Consider the following 551-nt stretch of genomic DNA (forward strand, 5'->3'; position numbering starts at 1 on the left):
CTGTCCACGTCGACCTCGACCGGCATCAGCTCGTTGTCCACGGGTCTGAGCTCGACCGATAGCTCGGTCGCTTCGCTGTCGACCTCGACGTCGACTGGCCTGTCGTCGGCAACTAGCTCGATCAGCTCGCTGTCCACGTCGACCTCGACCGGCATCAACTCGTTGTCCACGGGTCTGAGCTCGACCGACAGCTCGGTCGCTTCGCTCTCGACCTCGACGTCGACCGGTCTCTCGTCGGCAACCAGCTCGATCTCGTCGCTGTCCACCTCGACCTCGACGGGGATCAGCTCGCTGTCCACGGGCCTCAGCTCGACCGACAGCTCGGTCGCTTCGCTCTCGACCTCCACGTCGACTGGCCTCTCGTCGGCAACTAGCTCGATCTCGTCGTTGTCCACGTCGACCTCGACTGGCATCAGCTCGTTGTCCACGGGTCTGAGCTCGACCGATAGCTCGGTCGCTTCGCTGTCGACCTCGACATCGACTGGCCTGTCGTCGGCAACTAGCTCGATCTCGTCGCTGTCCACGTCGACTTCGACCGGCATCAGCTCGTT

Annotated in this window: 1 protein-coding gene; it reads right to left on the bottom strand. The window is 63.5% G+C overall.

The genetic code is table 11. The features are described 5' to 3' along the window. Positions 1–542: hypothetical protein (locus tag WS75_RS34215; RefSeq protein ID WP_082729673.1), on the bottom strand; the 542-nt coding region annotated here is incomplete at its 3' end. Positions 543–551 lie beyond the last annotated feature (9 nt).

Source organism: Burkholderia sp. FL-7-2-10-S1-D7, assembly GCF_001524185.1.
Classification (GTDB): domain Bacteria; phylum Pseudomonadota; class Gammaproteobacteria; order Burkholderiales; family Burkholderiaceae; genus Burkholderia; species Burkholderia diffusa.